General features: G+C 53.3%; 13 protein-coding genes, 1 tRNA gene and 1 riboswitch. Of the genes, 7 read left to right on the forward strand and 7 right to left on the reverse strand.

Annotation, left to right across the window (positions count from 1 at the left end; genetic code table 11):
- Positions 1-30: 30 nt before the first annotated feature.
- The 3 genes from nrdR to AMM03_RS01415 form a co-directional block, all read right to left on the reverse strand.
- Positions 31-480, reverse strand: a complete 450-nt coding sequence (nrdR, locus tag AMM03_RS01405; protein ID WP_090128689.1) for a transcriptional regulator NrdR — start codon at positions 478-480, stop codon at positions 31-33.
- Positions 477-1,721 (reverse strand): serine hydroxymethyltransferase, encoded by a 1,245-nt coding sequence (gene glyA / locus AMM03_RS01410; protein WP_090128690.1) that lies wholly within the window; start codon positions 1,719-1,721, stop codon positions 477-479. The genes nrdR and glyA overlap by 4 nt, the downstream gene beginning before the upstream one ends.
- A gap of 85 nt (positions 1,722-1,806) precedes the next feature.
- Positions 1,807-1,971, reverse strand: a riboswitch (ZMP/ZTP riboswitch).
- Positions 1,972-1,991: 20 nt separating this feature from the next.
- The gene (locus AMM03_RS01415; protein ID WP_194942715.1) at positions 1,992-2,816 is read right to left on the reverse strand and encodes a transglycosylase SLT domain-containing protein; all 825 of its coding nucleotides are present in this window, start codon (positions 2,814-2,816) and stop codon (positions 1,992-1,994) included.
- Between the two features lie 141 nt (positions 2,817-2,957).
- On the opposite strand from AMM03_RS01415, the gene AMM03_RS01420 reads away from it, so the two are divergent.
- Positions 2,958-5,741 (forward strand): DUF349 domain-containing protein, encoded by a 2,784-nt coding sequence (locus AMM03_RS01420; protein WP_090128692.1) that lies wholly within the window; start codon positions 2,958-2,960, stop codon positions 5,739-5,741.
- A 4-nt stretch (positions 5,742-5,745) separates the two neighbouring features.
- On the opposite strand, the gene AMM03_RS01425 is transcribed toward AMM03_RS01420, so the two are convergent.
- Genes AMM03_RS01425 through AMM03_RS14220 form a run of 4 tightly spaced genes read right to left on the reverse strand, consistent with a single transcriptional unit; the run spans position 5,746 to position 8,345 of the window.
- Positions 5,746-6,534 carry a UDP-2,3-diacylglucosamine diphosphatase gene (locus AMM03_RS01425; RefSeq protein WP_090128693.1) on the reverse strand — a complete coding sequence of 263 codons (789 nt, stop codon included), beginning with the start codon at positions 6,532-6,534 and terminating at the stop codon, positions 5,746-5,748.
- A gap of 11 nt (positions 6,535-6,545) precedes the next feature.
- Positions 6,546-7,052 (reverse strand): peptidylprolyl isomerase, encoded by a 507-nt coding sequence (locus AMM03_RS01430; RefSeq protein ID WP_090128694.1) that lies wholly within the window; start codon positions 7,050-7,052, stop codon positions 6,546-6,548.
- Positions 7,053-7,054: 2 nt separating this feature from the next.
- Positions 7,055-7,750, reverse strand: coding sequence for a peptidylprolyl isomerase (locus AMM03_RS01435; RefSeq protein ID WP_369793655.1), 696 nt, complete (start codon positions 7,748-7,750; stop codon positions 7,055-7,057).
- A gap of 16 nt (positions 7,751-7,766) precedes the next feature.
- A complete protein-coding gene (locus AMM03_RS14220; RefSeq protein WP_090128696.1) occupies positions 7,767-8,345 on the reverse strand; it encodes a tetratricopeptide repeat protein in 579 nt (192 codons plus the stop codon).
- 156 nt (positions 8,346-8,501) lie between these two features.
- On the opposite strand from AMM03_RS14220, the gene cysS reads away from it, so the two are divergent.
- The 6 genes from cysS (at position 8,502) to AMM03_RS01470 (ending at position 13,962) form a co-directional block, all read left to right on the forward strand.
- On the forward strand, positions 8,502-9,878 hold the full coding sequence (gene cysS, locus AMM03_RS01445; protein WP_090128697.1) for a cysteine--tRNA ligase: 1,377 nt from the start codon (positions 8,502-8,504) through the stop codon (positions 9,876-9,878).
- Complete coding sequence (locus AMM03_RS01450) at positions 9,875-10,513, forward strand: DNA-3-methyladenine glycosylase family protein (protein ID WP_090128698.1); 639 nt, start codon at positions 9,875-9,877, stop codon at positions 10,511-10,513. The genes cysS and AMM03_RS01450 overlap by 4 nt, the downstream gene beginning before the upstream one ends.
- 21 nt (positions 10,514-10,534) lie before the next feature.
- Complete coding sequence (locus tag AMM03_RS01455) at positions 10,535-11,509, forward strand: acetyl-CoA carboxylase carboxyltransferase subunit alpha (protein ID WP_090128699.1); 975 nt, start codon at positions 10,535-10,537, stop codon at positions 11,507-11,509.
- A gap of 88 nt (positions 11,510-11,597) precedes the next feature.
- Positions 11,598-12,506 carry a tRNA lysidine(34) synthetase TilS gene (tilS, locus tag AMM03_RS01460; protein ID WP_228764526.1) on the forward strand — a complete coding sequence of 303 codons (909 nt, stop codon included), beginning with the start codon at positions 11,598-11,600 and terminating at the stop codon, positions 12,504-12,506.
- A gap of 83 nt (positions 12,507-12,589) precedes the next feature.
- Positions 12,590-13,852 carry an aspartate kinase gene (locus AMM03_RS01465; protein WP_090128700.1) on the forward strand — a complete coding sequence of 421 codons (1,263 nt, stop codon included), beginning with the start codon at positions 12,590-12,592 and terminating at the stop codon, positions 13,850-13,852.
- A gap of 17 nt (positions 13,853-13,869) precedes the next feature.
- A tRNA-Ser gene (locus tag AMM03_RS01470) sits at positions 13,870-13,962 on the forward strand.
- Positions 13,963-14,126: the final 164 nt, after the last annotated feature.

The following is a 14,126-nucleotide window of genomic DNA, read 5'->3' on the forward strand; positions in this document are numbered from 1 at the left end:
TTCATCGACATCGGCATCGGCATGCAAAAATTATTTGCTAACTTCGTCTACCAATAACTTGAAGTCGTCAATGTCTTCAAAGCTGCGGTACACGCTGGCAAATCGCACGTAGGCCACTTTGTCGAGCTTTTTCAATTCGCGCATGACCAATTCGCCCAGCTTGTTAGAAGCCACTTCACGCTGAGCCAGGTTCAGCAACTTCTCTTCAATGCGTTCGATGGCCGAGTCCACCTGCTCGGTACTGACAGGGCGTTTGCGCAGAGCCAAGTTCATGCTCGCGCGCAATTTGATGCGCTCGTATTCGATGCGCCGACCATCTTTTTTAACGATGGCCGGAAAATTAACTTCTGGCCGTTCGTAAGTGGTGAAACGTTTTTCGCATGCCGCACACTGTCGGCGGCGGCGAATCAGGTCGCCGTCTTCCGCCAGCCGCGTCTCTACCACTTGGGTGTCGGTGTGGCTGCAGAAGGGGCACTTCATTTGTAAACAGGGAAGCGTGCGGTCAAGGCATTGACCTTGGCGCGAACCGCTTCAATGTTGGCAGCATCTGTGGGGTTGTCGAGCACGTCGGCAATGAGGTGTGCCGTGATGCGGGCTTCTTCGTCCTTGAAACCGCGAGTGGTCATGGCGGGTGTGCCAATGCGCACGCCGCTGGTGACCATGGGTTTCTCGGGGTCGTTGGGGATGGAGTTTTTGTTGATGGTCATGTGCGCTTGGCCCAGTGCGGCTTCGGCCACTTTGCCGGTAATGCCTTTGGAGCGCAGGTCGACCAACATCACGTGGCTTTGTGTGCCGCCGCTCACAATGCGAAGTCCGCGTTGTGTGAGTGTCTCGGCAATGATTTGTGCGTTCTTGATCACTTGTTGCTGGTATGCCTTGAACTCAGGTGCCATGGCTTCTTTGAAGGCAACCGCTTTGGCCGCAATGACGTGCATGAGGGGGCCGCCTTGCAGGCCAGGGAAGATGGCGCTGTTGATGGCTTTCTCGTGCTCGGCCTTCATCAAGATAATGCCGCCGCGAGGGCCGCGCAAGCTCTTGTGCGTGGTGGAGGTGACCACATCGGCGTGGGGCACAGGGTTGGGGTACACGCCCGCAGCGATCAGGCCTGCGTAGTGGGCCATGTCGACCAAGAAAATAGCACCCACGTCTTTGGCCACTTTGGCAAAGCGTGCAAAGTCAATGTGCAAGCTGTAGGCAGAAGCGCCAGCAATGATCAGCTTGGGCTTGGTTTCGTGCGCCTTCTTTTCCATGGCGTCGTAGTCGATGGCTTCGTTGGCATCGAGGCCGTAGCTGACCACATTGAACCACTTGCCGCTCATGTTCAGAGGCATGCCATGCGTGAGGTGGCCGCCTTCGGCCAAGCTCATGCCCATGATGGTGTCGCCGGGCTTCAAGAAAGCCAAGAACACAGCTTCGTTGGCAGAGGCGCCGCAATGAGGTTGGACATTGGCGGCTTCTGCGCCAAAAATCTGTTTGATGCGATCGATGGCCAATTGCTCGGCGACGTCGACGTATTCGCAGCCACCGTAGTAGCGCTTGCCAGGGTAGCCTTCTGCGTATTTGTTGGTCAACTGTGAGCCTTGCGCGGCCATGACGGCAGGCGACGCATAGTTCTCGCTGGCGATCAGCTCAATGTGATGCTCTTGACGGGCGTTTTCTGCCTGGATGGCGGCAAAAATTTCGGGATCGGTTTGTTCAATCAATATGTTTTTTGAATACATGGCAGGCCTTCAATTGATGGTTCCTTGCAAACTGGCGCTCCCCTTGAAACCATTTGGGTCCATGGGAGGATGTTGACAGGTTTGCACGGGCTGCCCAGGCGAACGGCTAAAACCTTGTGCCGCAACGCCTGCGCAAGGTGCACGCTCCCCAGTGGTTGAGGGCTAGGACAGACCCGCCCATTTCCACGTCAGAGGCTGGATGACTGCGGCAGTCAAAACCAGGCTCCTATCGCCAGTTGCGCACCCCTTGAGTGTAGCCGAGGCTGGTGCCTACGGATTTGGTTTTTGCGGACTGATTTTGCCGACGTTGACCCGTGGCGGAGGTTTGGGCAAGGCGTCTTTCAGACGAGTTTGCTCAGCCATGACTCGACCTACGTAATCTGACTCAGAGGACAAAGAGTCTCCGCCTGCTTTGTAAAGTCGCAAACCTTCATGCAAGCTGCCCGATAAATCGATACTTTCCTTCAAAATCTTGACGCCAATGCGAAGGTTGGTTTTGGGGTCGAAAATGGCCATGCTCCCACCGTAGGGCGTGAATTCCTCTGCATAAATGTCAGGCAAAACCTGCATCAAGCCCTTTGCCCCCGTAGGGCTGTTGGCAAAAGGGTTGTAGTTTGATTCCACGCCGATCACCGCCAAAATCAATGGGGGATCTAAGTTCGCGCGGTTTGCCAAGTCGTAAACCTCAAGAATCAGCGCGTTGAGCGGTTCTGGGGCAATTCGATATTTGGCTCTGATGGCTTGAACCAAGGCCAGTTGGTTGGGGTTCAGTTCTGAAGACTGTGCAGCCAAACTTCTGAGCAAGACCTGTTGTTTGGCATCCTCAGCTTCTGAAATGTTCAGCCTTGTGAAAAGCCATCCTTGGACGTTTTGGACTGTCAAAGTTCGGACTTCTGGCTTGGCCAAGGCCAGCAAAGCTAAGAGCACCGCAAGCAAACCCAAAAGCGCAAAGCTGTGATGTGAAACATTGATAAAACCACGCGCGATATCCGCCGCAAAGGTCTGGAGACCTCGCCAAAAGCGATCCACCAATTGGCTGGCGTTGTGGGGAATGGAGGAGGTGGGCACTAGGGTATCAATGGTTGCAGAACTCAAGATTATAAAAAAAATCGAAAATAGACGTCTTGGGCATATATAGGGATGCCTTCCTCGGTGAAAATACGGTCTTTACCTTTTTGCGTTGTGACCGTGACTCAATCCTCTCCTAAGACCCCCGATGTTCAAGCTCTGGATACCATGACGGGGGGCGCCTTTGCTGCACAAACTTCCGGTGAGCGTGCCGCCAAATTAAGAGAGTGGTTGCTGACAGACCCCTCTCAAGAAGATCTTCAATTGGTTTTCAAAGAAATTTCAACGCGCGACAAAGGCGCTGCCAAAGTTCTGCGCGAAAAATTAGACGAACTCAAGCGCGCACATGGACAAGATGCTTTGGCCACTGAATGGGCCGAACGCGCCCAAGCCATGCTCTCTGCCGCGCGGTTGAACATTGCAGACGCCATGGCTTGGCAACGTGATGCCGCCAAAGCTGGCGCGCCTTTGTCACGCGAACCTTTGGCCGGTCTGAAGTTACAACTGAACGAAAAAATCAAAGCAGTTGAAGACCTGCAGCACCAAGTCATGGTGCAAAGAGAAACGGCTGTTTTGCTAGCGCAACGCATTGAAGTCTTGTCTACCAAAACGTTGAAAGAGGCTGACGCTGCCAATGAGCTGCTTCTGTCGGATGTGGCCAATTGGCAGCAACAAGCGCATGCCTTGACTGAAGACGCGGCATGGCAAAGTGTCGACCTCAAATTTCCACCGCAACTGGATGCCTCCAAACAGCAACTGCTAGGTGTTTGGGAAGCTTTTGAAGGAGCGCTGTTACAAGCCAAAGCAGCCAAAGACGACGCCAGCCAACCCTTGCCTTCAGTGCCTGTGTGGGCCGAAGAGTTGCGTGTGGCAAGAGGCGGTCAAGCATCGCCGGCCCAACAAGCTGAATCAAATGAAGGCCGCGCCGTTCAGGCTGAAGCAGATGGCCCTGCTGCCAACACGCAAGATGTCAATCAAGGTGACGCCAAGTCTGCCAAAGCGCCAAAGGTCAGCAACACCAAAATGGATCCGGCCCAGCGCCAGGCCCTGCGTGAAGCCGCCAATCAGGTCGTGACGGGCGCATTGGCAGTGTTGGCTGCCGAGACTAACGAAGCCAATTTAGAGTCTTTGCGTCAAACCCTCAAAGAACACGGCCGCAACATGGACACCGCCATGGATCTGCAGGTCCATGAAGCTTTGGTGGCAGCAGGCGATACCGCTGGATGGCAACGCCATGTGGCCGACCAAAGTCGTTTGGCTTTGGTACTCAAGGCTGAAGCCCTGTTCAAGAAAGTGCCTGTAGCAGCCGAAGGCGAAGAAGAAAAGTTTGTGTTGGAGCCCACCGTGGGTGGCCGCAAAATGCAAGACAACTTGCGTCAGTTGCGGGAAGAATGGAAAAAAGCAGACCAAGGTGGTTTGCCCAATCATGCGCTTTGGAAGCGCTTTGATACGGCCTGCAACAATGCCTACAAAGTGGTTCAAACGTGGTTGGAAAAAATCAAGCTAGAAGCCACCGAGCACCGCACACAGCGCTTGGCCTTGATCGACGAGGTCAAGGTTTGGGGCGAAGCCAATGCCCAAAATTCCGATTGGCGTGCGCACCTCAGAGCCTTGCATCAGTTTGGCGATCGCTGGCGCAATGCCGGCCATCTGAACGAAAAGGCGTTTGCCGAACTGCAGCCTCTCTGGAAGCAAGCCTTGCACGCTGCTGCAGCGCCACTGGAAGCTGCGCAAAAAGCCAGCACCGAGCGCCGACAGGCTTTGATTGCAGAAGCTGAGCAATTGGGCGCAGCGCCTGTTTTGCGTGTGGATGCTGTCAAAGCCTTGCAGCAAACTTGGCAAGCAGAAGCCCAGAGCGTGCCCATGGACAGGCGCATCGAACAAAAAATGTGGGAGGCATTCCGCAAGCCCATTGATGAGGCCTTCAGCCGCAAAACAAATTCACGCGAGCAGCAAACGTCTGCTCCTCTGAGTGCGCACGATCGTTTGGTGCTGGATGCCTCCAATGCTTTGAAAGCGGCCAATGCATCAGGCGATGTCCAGAAGATCAAAGCAGCCATGGCCGCTTTGGATGCCGCTTTAAAAGGGCAGGCCAAGGCAGAAGATCATGCCAAAGAAGTTTCTGTTGCAACTGCGCCATCAGCGCAAGCTGAACCGGTTGAAGTTGTCCAGTCTGAAGAAGCTGTCGCCACATCAGAGGCCCCTGCCGACGAAGCTAATGCGACTGAGCATGTTGCTGATGCAGCTGATACGGCTCAGGTACCTGAAGCACCAGCACCTGTTCAAGCTCCCAAACCTGCGCGCCCACTGGTGGCCATGCGCGGCGATGACCGTCCGGGTCAAAAGAAATCCGTGCCTGCGCCTGCAGGCCGAGGCGGTCCTGGCGACCGCCGTGATGGCAAACCCGGCGCACGCTTTGACAAAGGCGGCTTTGGCGACAAAGCGGGCGGTCGATTTGACCGTGGCGATCGTCCGGATCGGGAAGACCGGGGACCTCGCCTTAGCGATGCCGCTTTCAGAGCGCAGCGCGATGCCAAAGAGCACGCTGAAATGGCCTTGCGCAAATTGGCTGCACAGGCGCATGGTGAATCCTTGACCAACTTGTTGGCCGCTTGGGAAAAGCGCCAATCAGATTTGGTGCCTACTGCGCAAGACTTAGGTCGCAACGTCAACACTGCAGCGCGCACCGCGTGGGCGCAAGCGGTTAGCCAAGCGCCTAAAGCCAGTGCTGGCGAAGCCATTTTGCGTTTGGAAATGGCGGCGGAAGTGCCAACACCTGCCGAGCACTTGAACGAGCGTAGAGCCTTACAACTACAATTGCTAACTCGCAAAAATCAACCGGGCCCTGCCGAAACTTGGGGCTTGGATGTAACGGCGGTGCTGTCTAGCTCGCACGATGCGCAAGTGGCACGTCGCTTGCAAAACGCTTTGAAGAATTTGTTGCGCAGCTAGATGCTTAAAGGGCAATCAGGTTGATTCGTTCAACCTGACCCGAAGCATGCCAGCGCAGCACTTCGGCTCGGGGATGCTGTGTAGTGGCATCCCAATCGGACAAAACACGCCTGACAAATTGACCTGACTGACCTAAATGGTGGTCGGCAGGTTTGTGGGTATGACCGTGAATCATGCTGACGCATTGCGCGCTTTGCAGTTGATCGATGGCCCACTTTTCATCCACGTCGGCATAAACAGCCAGTGGATTCTTTTTGTTGGCCTCGCTCTGAAGGCGCATTTGGCGTGCCATCTCTTCTCGTTCTGCTAAGGGCTTGCTTAGGAATTTGCGTTGCCATTCAGAACTTCGAACCATGCGCCTGAAGATTTGGTAGTCGGCATCGTCCAAACACCCCTCATCGCCATGGCACATGAGCCATGATTGCTGGCCAAAACTCAGAAGTGTGGGGTCGTGCAAGTCATGCACATGGCAATCATTTAAAAAAGCAGAGCCCACCAAAAAATCGCGATTGCCGCGCATAAAAGCCACATGCCGATGTGATGCGGTGGTTTTTAAAACTGTTTGACAACGCTTGAGAAAATCGTGATGCAACGCAGCGTCATCGCCCACCCACACTTCAAACAAGTCGCCCAAAATAAAGACGGCATCTGCCGTCGTTTGGAGCATGTAGCTTTGCCAAAGCTCAAAGGTGGATAGGTCTTGCTCCTGCAAATGCAGGTCTGAAATGAAATCAACCGTGCGCCAAGTTTCAGGGGCTTTGAAAACCTGAAAAGGCAACACGGTTGCAGTCATTCAATGGCAAATTAGAGTGCCACAGCCTTTTCAATGATGATGGGCTCTTTGGGCACATCGTCATGGAAGCCATTGCGGCCAGTTTTGACGGCTTCGATGCTGTCAACAATGTCAGTGCCCGACACCACATGCGCAAAAACTGCGTAGCCCCAGCCCTGCAGGGAAGGGGCCGTGTGGTTCAAAAATTCGTTGTCAGCGGTGTTGATGAAAAACTGAGCCGTGGCAGAGTGGGGAGCTTGTGTGCGCGCCATGGCCAAGGTGTACTTGTTGTTTTTCAAACCATTATTGGCTTCGTTTTGAATGGCAGCGTCACTTTGCTTTTGTTCCATGTTGGGGTCAAAGCCGCCACCTTGCACCATGAAACCAGGAATCACACGGTGAAAGATGGTGTTGTCATAGTGACCTTTTTTGACGTAATGCAAAAAGTTTTCAGCGCTCAAGGGCGCTTTTTCGGCATCCAGTTCAACAAGGATGACGCCTTTGCCGGCGATATGGAGTTCGACTTGCGGATTGCTCATGCTTATGGCACCAAAGTGATTGATTGAATGACAACAGGGGTTTTGGGAACATCGGTTCTGAAAGGACCGCCCATGCCTGTTGGCGTGCCCCGTATTCTATCCACCACTTCCATGCCGGAAGTGACTTTTCCGAAAACTGTATAGCCAAAAAGCTGCAGGGCATTCAGCAGGTTCTCACGGGGGACGTTTTCGTAGACCTGACCGCGATATTCAAAGCGTTTAACGGGATCACCCTCTGGAATCGGGGTGGGGTCTAGGAAGGCGTTGTCAACCGTATTGATAAAAAACTGAGCGGTGGCCGATTGGGGGTCATTGGTTCTGGCCATGGCCAAGTAACCCGTTTGATTTTTCAGGCCAGCTGCCATGGCTTGACGGCCTTCGTGTTGTACAGGGGCTCGGGTTGCGCGCTCTTTGTACTGAAGGTCATAGCCACCGCCTTGAATCATGAAGTTGGGAATGACGCGGTGAAAAATGGTGCCGTTGTAGTGCTTATCTTTGACATATTGCAGAAAGTTGGCAACTGTTTTGGGGGCCTTGTCGGGGTAGACCTCAATCATGATGTCGCCCATATTGGTGGCAATTTTGAGTTTGGGGGCTTCCTGCGCCAGTGCTGTCAAAGGTGACAAAGCAAGGGTCCAACAAAGCGCCAAAGCACCCATGAGGGATCCGCAAAATTGAAAGGATTGACGGCGTGTCATAACTCGTTTCATAAAATTAACGCAAAGTGCGTGTGTTGGTGGTGGTGGTCACGGATGCGGCGGGTTTAGGCGGCGGCAGCACCGATTTGTCATCTGCCAGACTTCTGGCCTTGGCATAAGCTTGTTCGGCCATGGCTGCGTACAGGTCGCCTAAATTTTGCAAGGCAACTTTGTAATTTGGACGTGCTTGAATGGCTAAAAGTAAGGCCTCGTTTGCAGCCGGATAGTTGCCTTGAGCGGCCAGTAAAACACCCAAATTGTTGTATGGCTCGGGCAACTCGGGAAATTCTTGAGTCAAGGCTTGTAGCGTTTTGATGGCATCTTGGGTTTGGCCCATACCGGCCATTACTTGACTACTCATCAAGCGCCATTGTGGCGATTGGGCAGACGCTGCTTTTCGATCAAGCTCTGTTTGAAGTAAGCGCTGTGCCTGTGCCCATTGCTTGTTTTGAATCAGGGACTCTATGTCTGCCGTTGTATCAGCCAAAACAAAAGGGCTGAACAAACAAAGCCATACAGGGAAAACACGGATAAATAGCCGTTGTAAGACTTTGAAATTGCAAATTGATTGCGTGTGCGGATGAAAAGGCGTCATGGGTGCTTTGTAAGGTGCATTAAAGTTGCTTTGTCACTGACATATTTGGGCCTTATACTGAGGCAAATTGTAACGGAGGCCTTGCGTTCAGGCACTTCCAGTTACATCAATGGGGCTCGAGCCCCTTTTTGCACCCAACAACAAAAACAGTTATTCATGAGCTTGCGCATTTACAACACGCTGTCACGCGCGGTTGCCAACTTCACGCCTTTGGAGCCGGGCCACGTCCGAATGTATGTCTGCGGAATGACGGTCTATGACTTTTGCCACGTGGGCCATGCGCGGTCCAACGTGGCGTTTGATGTGGTTCAGCGTTGGCTCAAAGCCAGTGGCTACAAGGTCACGCACATCCGCAATATCACCGACATCGACGACAAGATCATCAAGCGGGCTGTTGAAAACAAAGAAAGCATTCGTGCCTTAACCGATCGAATGATCGATGCCATGCACCAAGACTTTGATGCGCTTGGCATCGCTCGGCCCACAGCCGAACCCCGCGCTACCGGATTTGTGCCGCAAATGCTCAGCATGATTGGCACGCTTGAAGAAAAGGGTTTGGCCTACCGCACCCCCCAAGGCGATGTGAATTACGCAGTTAGAAAATTCCCAGGCTACGGCAAGTTGTCTGGCAAATCTCTGGACGAGTTGCATGCGGGTGAGCGTGTAGCAGTGTTGGATGGCAAAGAAGATCCCCTCGATTTTGTTTTGTGGAAAAGCGCCAAACCGACAGAGCCTTCTGATGTGAAATGGGCTAGTAACTTTGGTGAAGGTCGCCCTGGCTGGCACATCGAATGTTCGGCCATGGCCTGTCAAATGCTGGGCAACAGCTTTGACATTCATGGCGGTGGTGCAGACTTGCAGTTTCCCCATCACGAAAATGAAATTGCCCAAAGCGAAGGCGCCACAGGGCAGCAGTTTGCGCAGTTTTGGATGCACAACGGCTTCATCAATGTCGACAACGAAAAGATGTCCAAAAGCTTGGGCAACTTTTTTACCATTCGCGACGTGCTCAAAGCTTTTGATGCAGAGACCGTTCGTTTCTTCTTGGTTCGCAGTCACTATCGCACGCCACTGAATTATTCAGATGTGCATTTGAACGATGCGCGCGGTGGGCTCAAGCGTCTGTACACCGCCTTGCAGGCTGTGCCGCCAGCTGAAGTTCAAATTGATTGGGCCAACCCCTTCGCTGCACGTTTTAAAGCGGCCATGGACGAAGACTTCGGCACACCCGAGGCGGTGGCAGTTTTGTTTGATTTGGCAGGCGAAGTCAACCGCAGTCAGTCCAAAGAACTGTCGGGCCTGCTTAAAAGCTTGGGTGCTATTTTGGGTGTGCTTCAAGCAGACCCCACCACGCACTTGCAAGCCGGCGCCGGTTTGGACGAAGCCGCTATTCAAGCGCACATTCAGGCCCGTGCCGATGCCAAAGCCGCCAAGAACTTTGCAGAGGCCGATCGCATTAGAAAACTCTTGTTAGAGCAGGGCGTGGTTTTAAAAGATTCAGCGGCAGGCACCACTTGGGAAGCAGCGCAATGAGCGTTTCAGAAACCATCATTACCCCAGAGTATTGGACGGCTGCCTGTGCGCATCTGTCTAAAAAAGACAGGGTCTTGAAACGCCTGATTCCGCAGTTTGGCGATGCCTGTTTGGTCTCTAGGGGCGATGCCTTTGTGACTTTGGCGCGCAGCATTGTGGGCCAACAAATTTCTGTCAAAGCAGCGCAATCGGTTTGGAATAAATTTGCCGCTTTGAACAAAAAAATCACGCCAGCGGGCGTGCTGAAACTCAAGGTGGACGACATGCGTGCTGCCGGTTTGTCTGCGCGCAAAGTTGAATACATTGTCGACTTGGCCCTCAATTTCCATGGCAAAAATGTCAGCGTCAAAGAGTGGCAGCACATGGAAGACGAAGCCATCATTGAAGAACTGGTGGCCATTCGGGGCATCGGCCGCTGGACGGCCGAGATGTTTTTGATCTTCCATCTCATGCGTCCCAATGTGCTACCGCTGGACGATGTGGGCCTGATTAATGGCATCAGCAAGAACTATTTTTCGGGCGAGCCCGTCAGCCGCAGCGATGCCCGCGAGGTGGCGGAAGCCTGGCGTCCCTATAGTACAGTTGCAACTTGGTATATTTGGCGGTCGCTCGACCCCTTGCCGGTTGAGTATTGAGATCCATAAAGGAGGCCCATTTTGGCCAAGCGCACATTCCTAGACTTTGAGCAGCCCGTTGCGGAACTCGAAGGCAAAATTGAAGAACTTCGCTACGTGCAAAGCGAATCAGCGGTAGACATTTCTGAAGAAATTGACCAGCTCAGCAAAAAGAGCCATCAGCTGACCAAAGACATTTATTCGGATTTGACGTCCTGGCAAATTACCAAAATTGCCCGTCACCCCGAGCGTCCCTACACCATGGATTACATTCGTGAAATTTTCACAGACTTTGTGGAAATGCACGGTGATCGCCATTTTGCTGACGACCTGTCCATTGTGGGCGGCTTGGCCCGCTTCAATGGTTCGCCTTGCATGGTCTTGGGTCATCAAAAAGGCCGAGACACCAAAGAACGCACGCAACGCAACTTTGGCATGAGCAAGCCTGAAGGCTATCGAAAAGCTTTGCGTCTTATGAAGACTGCCGAAAAATTCAAGCTGCCAGTGTTCACTTTTGTTGACACGCCTGGCGCCTACCCCGGCATTGATGCCGAAGAGCGCAGCCAGTCTGAGGCCATTGGCCGCAACATTTTTGAAATGGCCCAACTCGAAGTGCCCATCATCACCACCATCATTGGTGAGGGTGGTTCGGGTGGCGCCCTGGCCATTTCCGTGTCCGACTCTGTGCTTATGTTGCAGTACGCGGTTTACTCGGTCATCAGCCCTGAAGGCTGTGCGTCCATTTTGTGGAAAACATCCGAGAAGGCCGAAGAGGCTGCTGAAGCTTTGGGCATTACCGCTCATCGTTTAAAGGCCCTTAACTTGGTCGACAAAATTGTGAACGAGCCAGTAGGCGGCGCGCACCGTGACCATGCCCAAATGGCAGCATTTTTGAAGCGCGCTTTGGGCGATGCATGGCGCCAAGTGACCGATTTGAAACCCAAAGAATTGGTCGAGCGTCGCTACGAGCGTTTGCAAAGCTATGGCCGTTTTACCGACACCAAAGCTGGTAAGTAAGCCAGCAAAAAAGCCAGCTAACAAGCCAGCAAATCAATCTGCAGGTGGCAGCCAATTGCTGCCCCCCAGTTTTCAGCCTTACTTGCCCATGGCTGTCGCGTTTAGCGGCGGCGCAGACTCTACCGCCTTGTTGTTGGACTGCGTCAGGCAATGGCCAGGGCAGGTGAGGGCCATTCACATCCACCACGGTTTGCAAGACGCAGCCGATCAATTTGCAAACCATTGCCAGCAGCTGTGCGAGCAGTTGCAAGTGCCTTTGGTGCAATGCAAAGTCAATGCCAAAAATGAAGCAGGCCAGAGTCCGGAAGACGCTGCAAGACGCGCGCGCTATGCGGCTCTGAGCCAAGCTGTTCATACACACCCCGCATTGCAGGGCGTGAAAGATGTCGCTGTGGCCCAACATGCAGACGATCAAGTTGAAACCTTGTTGCTGGCGCTGTCGCGCGGTGCAGGTCTTGCAGGCTTGGCCAGCATGCCAGCCAAGTGGACGCGTGATGGTTTGCAATGGCACCGCCCCTTGTTGAATGTGCCTGGCGCTAAGTTGCGCGAGTACCTCTTGGATGCGCAAGTGGCTTGGGTGGAAGACCCCACCAACCAAGACGAGCAATTCACCCGCAACCGCATTCGAGCGCAATTGTTGCCGGCTTTAGAGCGAGCCTTTCCTCAGTTCAGGGACACCTTTGCGCGCAGTGCCTCGCACGCTGCTGAAGCTCAAGATATCTTGAACGAGGTGGCCGCAGTGGACCTGGCGTCAGTGCAGGAATATGGTTCGCCCAATATCAAGGCGGTTCAGCAATTAAGTCTGGCCAGGCAGTCTTTGGTGTTGCGGCATTGGTTGAAAGTTCAGCATCAAACCACCCCCAGCGCGGTGCAAATGACCGAACTTCTTTCTCAAATTGCGGCTTGCACCACTCGGGGCCATCAACTGCGTTTGAAGGTGGGGCGAGGCTATGTGCGCCGTGAAGGCCCGATTTTAGAGTGGTCGGCTGAGAATTAGGCCCTCAAAACCCCTCAAAATCAGGGTTCTCCCGGGTACAATTGTTGGGTTTTGCTGAAATTTCCCTTTAATAACTTTTAAAAATGGCACTGATCGTTCACAAATACGGCGGCACTTCCATGGGCTCGACAGAGCGCATTCGAAATGTGGCCAAACGCGTCGCCAAATGGGCAAGGGCTGGCCACCAAATGGTGGTGGTGCCCAGCGCCATGAGCGGCGAAACCAATCGCTTGTTGGGCTTGGCCAAAGAATTGGCGCCCGCCAAAACCAACACGGCCTACGACCGCGAACTCGACATGCTGGCCTCCACAGGCGAGCAAGCCTCTTCTGCTTTGCTGGCCATTGCCTTGCAATCTGAGGGCATGGCATCGGTCAGCTACGCTGGCTGGCAAGTGCCCATCAAGACCAACAGCGCATTTACCAAAGCCCGAATCGAATCGATTGACGACGTTCGCGTTCGCAAAGATTTGGCTGCCGGCCGCGTGGTCATTGTGACCGGTTTCCAAGGTGTGGACCCCGATGGCAACATCACCACCTTGGGCCGTGGTGGTTCCGATACCTCCGCAGTGGCTGTGGCTGCGGCCATGAAAGCCGACGAGTGCTTGATCTATACCGACGTGGATGGCGTGTACACCACCGACCCCCGCGTGGTGCCTGAGGCTCGTCGCCTCACCACCGTGAGCTTTGAAGAGATGTTAGAGATGGCATCCCTCGGTTCTAAAGTTTTGCAAATTCGCTCTGTTGAGTTTGCGGGTAAATACAAAGTTCCTATGCGTGTGTTGTCTAGCTTCACACCTTGGGACATCGATATCAATGAAGAAGCCAAATCTGGCACGCTGATCACTTTTGAGGAAGACGAAAAAATGGAACAAGCCGTAGTCTCCGGCATTGCCTTTAACCGCGATGAAGCCAAAATTTCTGTGGTGGGCGTGCCCGATAAGCCAGGTATTGCCTTTCAAATTTTGGGCGCTGTGGCCGATGCCAACATTGAAGTTGACATGATCATTCAGAACATCAGTAAAGAAGGCAAAACCGACTTCAGCTTCACAGTGCACCGCAACGACTTTGCGCGCACCATGGATTTGCTGAAAGAAAAAGTCGTGCCGGCTTTGGGTGCCACCGAAGTCACGGGCGACGCCAAAATTTGCAAAGTGTCTATTGTGGGCATTGGCATGCGCAGCCATGTGGGCATTGCCAGCAAGATGTTCCGCTCATTGAGCGAAGAGGGCATCAACATTCAGATGATTTCCACTTCAGAAATTAAAACCTCTGTGGTCATTGATGAGAAATACATGGAATTGGCCGTTCGAGCGCTCCACAAGGCTTTTGACCTAGACCAAGCCTGATATAATTTTTGAGTGCTGGAAACGTGACCGAGTGGCCGAAGGTGCTCCCCTGCTAAGGGAGTATGGGGTGTAGAGCCTCATCGAGGGTTCGAATCCCTCCGTTTCCGCCAGCCAAACTTAAAAACCGTTGACTTTTGTCAGCGGTTTTTTTTTGCTTTTTTTTAAGTCATTGCTGTGCTCGCTGCTTGAGCTTGAATTGGGTGGGTTCCTCATACTGGGGTACCAGAAATCGTCACCCACCCAATTCAAGCTCAAGCAGACTGCGGCCATCTTT

The sequence above is a fragment of the Limnohabitans sp. Rim11 genome (genome assembly GCF_001269365.1).
GTDB lineage: Bacteria > Pseudomonadota > Gammaproteobacteria > Burkholderiales > Burkholderiaceae_C > Limnohabitans_A.